The following is a 6,731-nucleotide window of genomic DNA, read 5'->3' on the forward strand; positions in this document are numbered from 1 at the left end:
GCAGGAAACGCCGACGGGTCGTGTTGTTTGCGTGGGACATGTGAGTCCCAGTCACCGGACCCTTCCCGGTAACTTGACAGCCTCTCGCCATGCCTCCGCCCTCTACACCCACATGCCCAACCCGGCATGGGTTGGCCGCTTAATCTCTCAGTCATTTGGCGCCAGGCGCCGCGTTTCTTTAGAGGTCTTACCGGCTACACCTACAGTGAAGGAACCGGGCCCCTAGAAAAGAGCGCTGCTTTATACCAGAAAGACCGGGGTACAACAACATTCGGTGTGCAATCAATCAATAAAAGCACGTGAATTCTGCCTGCAAGGGCTTTGGATAAAGGCCGGCACCGGTTTTTACCGCTCGTCGCAGAAAACCGCTGATACACGCGATTCGCCCTCGTCGTCTCGCCACCAGCCACACATAACTGCCTACGGCCGCCCCCAAAAATGCAAAAAGGGGATAGTCATTTGCAATCGCGCCCTCTAGGGTAGGACTTTTCCAGACTGCACTTGCAGATGGGCCTTCGATCTGTAAAAGGAAACCGACCATGCGCCTCGCTGCCCTACCCCTGTTGCTCGCCCCGCTCCTGCTGAGCCCCCTGGCCCAGGCCGCCGCGCTGAGCGTCTGCACCGAGGCCAGCCCTGAAGGGTTCGACGTGGTGCAATACAACTCGCTGACCACCACCAATGCCTCGGCCGACGTGCTGATGAATCGCCTGGTGGACTTCGACACCGCCAGCGGCAAGGTAGTCCCGAGCCTGGCCGACAGCTGGGAAGTCAGCACTGACGGCCTGACTTATATCTTCAAACTGCACCCGCAGGTGAAGTTTCACACCACCGATTACTTCAAGCCGAGCCGCGAGCTGACCGCAGAAGACGTCAAATTCAGCTTTGACCGCATGCTCGACCCAGCCAATCCTTGGCACAAAGTCGCCCAGAGCGGCTTCCCGCACGCGCAGTCAATGCAACTGCCGGCACTGATCAAGAAGATCGATGCCCTGGACCCGCTGACCGTGCGCTTCACCCTCGATCACCCGGACTCGACCTTCCTCGCCACCCTGAGCATGGGTTTCGCCTCGGTCTATTCCGCGGAATACGCCGACAAGCTGCTCAAGGCCAACGCGACAGAGAAGCTCAACAGCCAGCCGATCGGCACCGGCCCGTTCGTCTTCACCCGTTTTCAGAAAGACGCCGCGATTCGCTATAAAGCCAACCCGGATTACTTCGGCGGCAAGCCGTCTGTTGACCCGCTGATCTTCGCCATTACCCCGGACGCCAACGTGCGCCTGCAAAAGTTGCGGCGTAACGAATGCCAGATCGCCCTGTCGCCAAAACCCCTGGACGTACAGGCAGCGCTGAAAGAACCGACGCTGAAAGTCGAAAAGACTGACGCATTCATGACCGCATTCGTTGGCATCAACAGCCAGCATCCGCCATTGGACAAGCCAGAAGTGCGGCAGGCCATCAACCTGGCTTTCGACAAGACCAACTACATCAAAGCCGTGTTCGAAGACACTGCCGAAGCGGCCAACGGGGTTTATCCGCCGAACACCTGGGGCTACGCGAAGAACCTCGCGGGCTACCCTCACGACGTGGCGAAAGCCAAGGCACTGCTGGCCAAGGCCGGCTTGAAGGACGGCTTCCAGACCACCATCTGGACGCGTCCGTCCGGCAGCCTGCTCAACCCGAACCCGAGCCTAGGCGCACAGATGTTGCAGTCTGATCTCGCCGAAATCGGCATTCAGGCGGAGATCCGCGTGATCGAGTGGGGCGAGCTGATCCGCCGCGCCAAGGCGGGCGAGCATGACTTGCTGTTCATGGGCTGGGCCGGCGACAACGGCGATCCGGACAACTTCCTCACACCGCAGTTTTCCTGCGCGGCGGTCAAGTCCGGCACCAACTTCGCCCGCTATTGCAATGCCGACCTGGACAAGCTGATCAGCGCTGGCAAGACCACCAGCGAGCAAGGGGTGCGCACCAAGCTCTATGAGCAGGCGCAGGCGCAGATTCAGCAGCAGGCGCTGTGGCTGCCGCTGGCGCATCCGACCGCGTACGCACTGACCCGCAAGGATGTGCAGGGCTATTCGGTGAGCCCGTTCGGCCGGCAGGACTATTCGAAGGTCAGCCTCAAATAACCGCAACAACACAAAACCTGTGGGAGCTGACTTGCCTGCGATGACGGCGGCACATTCAGCACAACTGCGGCCTGTCAGTCCGCTATCGCTGGCAAGCCAGCTCTCACAGGGAGTAGCGCTTTCCTGAGATTTACATCCAGCCGCATTCCGCCATCGACAGTGGCTCGCCATCACCAACGATGAAGTGATCCAGCACCCGCACATCAATCAGTTCGAGCGCCTTCTGCAATCGCTTGGTCAGGAGTCGATCCGCCTGGCTGGGATCGGTATTGCCCGACGGGTGGTTGTGGCACAGGATCACGGCCGCTGCGTTGTTTGCCAGGGCACGCTTTACGACTTCCCGGGGATGCACGCTGGTGTTATCGATCGACCCGCGAAACAGCGCCTCGAACACCAAAACCTGATGTTTGGAATCGAGAAACAGGCAGCCAAACACCTCGTGCGGCTCGTGGCGCAGCATGGATTTCAGATAATCGCGAACCGCTTGCGGACTCTCCAGCGCCGGTTTTTTACGCATGCGCTCGGCCAAGTGCCGACGGCTCATCTCCAGCACCGCCTGCAACTGGGCAAACTTTGCCGGCCCCAGTCCCAATTGCTTGCTGAACGCCACTAGATCGGCCTCCAGTAGCGCGCGCAGGCTGCCGAACTGATTCAACAGGTGTCGCGCCAGATCCACCGCGCTTTTTCCAGTGACCCCGGTTCGTAAAAAGATCGCCAACAACTCAGCGTCGGAGAGAGCCCCCGAACCCTGTTCAAGTAGCTTCTCCCGCGGCCTTTCCGCCTCCGGCCAATCGCGAATACTCATACACATTCCTTGTCTGTGGGCGCCGCTGTTCCGTAGCGGTCGCTGTGATATCGTAGCCCATCTTTTTTGCGGTCGATTTATCCCTGGGGAGGGGGCATCGCACCGCAGTCATCAACGAATTGAAAGGCAAACCTATGCAGCGGCTGTATCGGAAACGCATCGTTCTGGGCGTCGGCGGCGGCATCGCGGCCTACAAGAGCGCTGATCTGGTTCGTCGCCTGATCGACCAGGGTGCCGAAGTGCGCGTGGTCATGACCCACGGCGGCGCCGAGTTCATTACCCCGCTGACCATGCAGGCCCTGTCAGGCCACCCGGTTCACCTGGATTTGCTCGACCCGGCCGCCGAAGCGGCGATGGGCCACATCGAGCTGGCCAAGTGGGCCGATCTGGTACTGATCGCCCCGGCCACCGCCGACCTGCTCGCCCGTCTGGCGCAAGGTATCGCCAACGATTTGCTGACCACGCTGGTGCTGGCCACCGACGCCGTAGTGGCAGTCGCTCCGGCGATGAACCAGGCAATGTGGCGCGACCCGGCGACCCAGGCCAACCTGCAACTCCTTGAAAGCCGTGGCCTGAAGACTTTCGGCCCGGCCTCCGGCAGCCAGGCCTGCGGCGACGTCGGCATGGGCCGCATGATGGAAGCCACCGATCTGGCGCAGTGCGCGGCGGACTGCTTCCAGCGTCAGGCATTGACCGGCAAACACGTGGTGATCACCGCCGGCCCGACCCAGGAAAACATCGACCCGGTGCGCTACATCACCAACCATAGCTCCGGAAAAATGGGCTTTGCCCTGGCCGAAGCGGCGGTTGAGGCCGGTGCCCGCGTGACCCTGATCAGCGGCCCGGTGCACCTGCCGACCCCGGATCGCGTCACGCGCATCGACGTGGTCAGTGCCCGCGACATGCTCGCGGCGTGCGAAGCCGCAATCCCTTGCGACGTGTTCATCTCCTCGGCAGCGGTCGCGGATTACCGCCCGGAAGTCATCGCCCCGCAAAAACTCAAGAAAGATCCTACGAGCGGCGACGGTTTCGTCCTGCAAATGGTGCGTAACCCGGACATCCTGGCCACCATTGCGACCCGTCCCGACCGTCCGTTCAGTGTCGGCTTCGCCGCCGAGACCGAACACCTGCTCGACTACGCTGCTCGCAAGCTGAAGGACAAGAATCTCGATTTGATCGTCGCCAACGACGTCGCCAACCCGAGCATCGGTTTCAACAGCGAAGAAAACGCCTGCAGCGTGATTGACCGTGAGCTGCACGCCACGGTTTTCGCCCAGACCAGCAAGAGCAAGATCGCTCGCCAACTGGTCACTTTTATCGCCGAACGTCTGAACCAGGTTTAATTTACATGCACGCTTTGCAAGCCAAGATCCTCGACCCACGCATCGGTACCGAATTTCCGCTGCCGCAATACGCCACCCCAGGCTCCGCCGGCCTCGACCTGCGCGCCATGCTGGAACAGGACATCGTGATCAAACCGGGTGAAACCGTGCTGATCCCTACCGGTCTGTCGGTTTACATCGGCGACCCGAACCTCGCCGCCCTGATCCTGCCGCGCTCAGGCATGGGCCACAAACACGGCATCGTGCTGGGCAACCTCGTTGGCCTGATCGACTCCGATTATCAAGGCCCGCTGATGGTGTCCTGCTGGAACCGCGGCCAGACCGACTTCACCATGACCGTCGGCGAGCGCTTGGCGCAACTGGTGCTGGTGCCAGTGGTACAGGCGCACTTCGAAATGGTTGAAGAATTTGTCGAAACCGAACGCGGCACGGGCGGTTTCGGGCATACCGGCACCAAATAAGCCGATACCCCTGTAGGAGCAGCTTCTACAGGGGAAATTTGTGCGGATTCATCTGAAAGATTTACCGCCGCAAATCAAGGTTTTGCCGGGCCAAAGCCACGCCAGCCGAGGCGTCATGGCCCTTTCATACCACGAACTCTCTGTGGAAAACGCCGTCATACCCTTCAGTTTGAGCCTGCCGTCGAGTGAATCGTCGGTGTGACCCACCACTTTCGAGATGGAGCATTTCCGCAGATGAGCACCCCAGCCAAGATTGCCCCGAAGCTGCCCGACAGCATCTTTCGCGCCTATGACATTCGCGGCACCGTGCCGGAATTCCTCAATGCTGAAACCGCTTACTGGATCGGCCGCGCCATCGGCTCGCAGAGCCTGGCCCAAGGCGAGCCTAACGTTTCCGTCGGCCGCGACGGCCGTTTGTCCGGCCCGGAGCTGGTCGCAGAACTGATCCGCGGTATTGCCGAGAGCGGTTGCCACGTCAGCGATGTCGGTCTGGTGCCAACGCCTGCGTTGTACTACGCCGCCAACGTACTGGCCGGCAAATCCGGCGTGATGCTCACCGGCAGCCACAACCCGTCGAACTACAACGGCTTCAAGATCGTGATCGCCGGCGACACCCTCGCCAACGAACAGATCCAGGTTCTGCACGAGCGCATCAAGACCAACAATCTGAGCAGCGGCCAAGGCAGCGTGACTCAGGTCGAAATTCTCGATCGCTATAACACCGAAATCGTCCAGGACATCAAACTGGCCCGCCGCCTGAAAGTCGTGGTCGACTGCGGCAACGGCGCGGCCGGCGTGATTGCTCCGCAACTGATCGAAGCGCTGAACTGCGAAGTCATCCCGCTGTTCTGCGAAGTTGACGGCAATTTCCCGAATCACCACCCGGATCCGGGCAAACCGGAAAACCTCGTCGACCTGATCGCCAAGGTCAAGGAAACCAACGCCGACCTCGGCCTGGCTTTCGATGGCGACGGTGACCGCGTCGGCGTAGTGACCAACACCGGCAGCATCGTCTATCCAGATCGCCTGCTGATGCTGTTCGCCCGCGACGTGGTGGCGCGCAACCCGGATGCGGAAATCATCTTCGACGTCAAATGCACCCGTCGCCTGGTACCGCTGATCAAGGAATACGGTGGCCGGCCGCTAATGTGGAAGACTGGTCATTCGTTGATCAAAAAGAAGATGAAACAATCCGGCGCGCTGTTGGCCGGTGAAATGAGCGGGCACATCTTCTTCAAGGAACGCTGGTTCGGTTTCGACGACGGTATCTACAGCGCCGCCCGGCTGCTGGAGATCCTCAGCAAGGAAAAATCCACGGCAGAAGAGTTGTTTGCGACCTTCCCGAACGATATTTCTACGCCGGAAATCAATATCCATGTGACCGAAGAGAGCAAATTCAGCATCATTGATGCACTGCACGACGCACAGTGGGGCGCAGGCGCTGACCTGACCACCATCGACGGCGTGCGAGTCGATTACGCCAAAGGCTGGGGCCTGGTGCGCGCGTCCAACACCACTCCGGTGCTGGTGCTGCGCTTCGAGGCCGATGACGAGGCTGAATTGCAGCGCATCAAGGATGTGTTCCACGCCCAATTGAAACGCGTTGCACCTGATCTCCAACTACCGTTCTGATCCACCCGGAGCCCTGAATGACCCTCGAACGCGAAGCCGCCGCCCATACCGCCCAGGTTCTGTCCGAAGCGTTGCCTTACATCCGACGTTATGTCGGCAAGACCCTGGTGATCAAATACGGCGGCAACGCGATGGAAAGCGAGGAGCTGAAAACCGGCTTCGCCCGCGACATCGTGTTGATGAAAGCCGTAGGCATCAACCCGGTCGTGGTTCATGGTGGTGGCCCGCAGATCGGTGATCTGCTCAAGCGCCTGTCGATCGAGAGCCACTTCGTCGATGGCATGCGCGTCACCGACGCCGCGACCATGGATGTGGTGGAAATGGTTCTCGGCGGTCAGGTCAACAAAAGCATCGTCAACCTGAT

Annotated in this window: 6 protein-coding genes and 1 pseudogene; 5 read left to right on the forward strand and 2 right to left on the reverse strand. The window is 60.3% G+C overall.

Going from position 1 to position 6,731, the window contains the following annotated elements; translation table 11 throughout:
- Positions 1 to 91: bL28 family ribosomal protein (locus ACIOVB_RS26375; protein WP_401272149.1), on the reverse strand; the 91-nt coding region annotated here is incomplete at its 3' end.
- A 448-nt stretch (positions 92 to 539) separates the two neighbouring features.
- Between ACIOVB_RS26375 and ACIOVB_RS26380 the strand changes: the two genes are divergently transcribed.
- On the forward strand, positions 540 to 2,126 hold the full coding sequence (locus ACIOVB_RS26380; protein ID WP_187680351.1) for an ABC transporter substrate-binding protein: 1,587 nt from the start codon (positions 540 to 542) through the stop codon (positions 2,124 to 2,126).
- Between the two features lie 130 nt (positions 2,127 to 2,256).
- Here the strand turns inward: ACIOVB_RS26380 and radC are convergent, their stop codons facing one another.
- Positions 2,257 to 2,931, reverse strand: a complete 675-nt coding sequence (gene radC, locus ACIOVB_RS26385; RefSeq protein ID WP_401272146.1) for a DNA repair protein RadC — start codon at positions 2,929 to 2,931, stop codon at positions 2,257 to 2,259.
- 134 nt (positions 2,932 to 3,065) lie between these two features.
- Between radC and coaBC the strand changes: the two genes are divergently transcribed.
- The 4 genes and pseudogenes from coaBC to argB all read left to right on the forward strand — a co-directional run.
- Positions 3,066 to 4,274, forward strand: a complete 1,209-nt coding sequence (coaBC, locus tag ACIOVB_RS26390; protein ID WP_187680377.1) for a bifunctional phosphopantothenoylcysteine decarboxylase/phosphopantothenate--cysteine ligase CoaBC — start codon at positions 3,066 to 3,068, stop codon at positions 4,272 to 4,274.
- A gap of 5 nt (positions 4,275 to 4,279) precedes the next feature.
- Positions 4,280 to 4,735, forward strand: a complete 456-nt coding sequence (gene dut, locus ACIOVB_RS26395; protein ID WP_016985816.1) for a dUTP diphosphatase — start codon at positions 4,280 to 4,282, stop codon at positions 4,733 to 4,735.
- Between the two features lie 228 nt (positions 4,736 to 4,963).
- A pseudogene (locus ACIOVB_RS26400) lies at positions 4,964 to 6,367 on the forward strand (phosphomannomutase/phosphoglucomutase); the annotation flags it as partial.
- Positions 6,368 to 6,384: 17 nt separating this feature from the next.
- The coding region (argB, locus tag ACIOVB_RS26405) for an acetylglutamate kinase (protein ID WP_401272147.1) at positions 6,385 to 6,731 on the forward strand (347 nt) is incomplete at its 3' end.

Source organism: Pseudomonas sp. NPDC087639 (assembly GCF_044743385.1).
Classification (GTDB): Bacteria; Pseudomonadota; Gammaproteobacteria; order Pseudomonadales; family Pseudomonadaceae; genus Aquipseudomonas.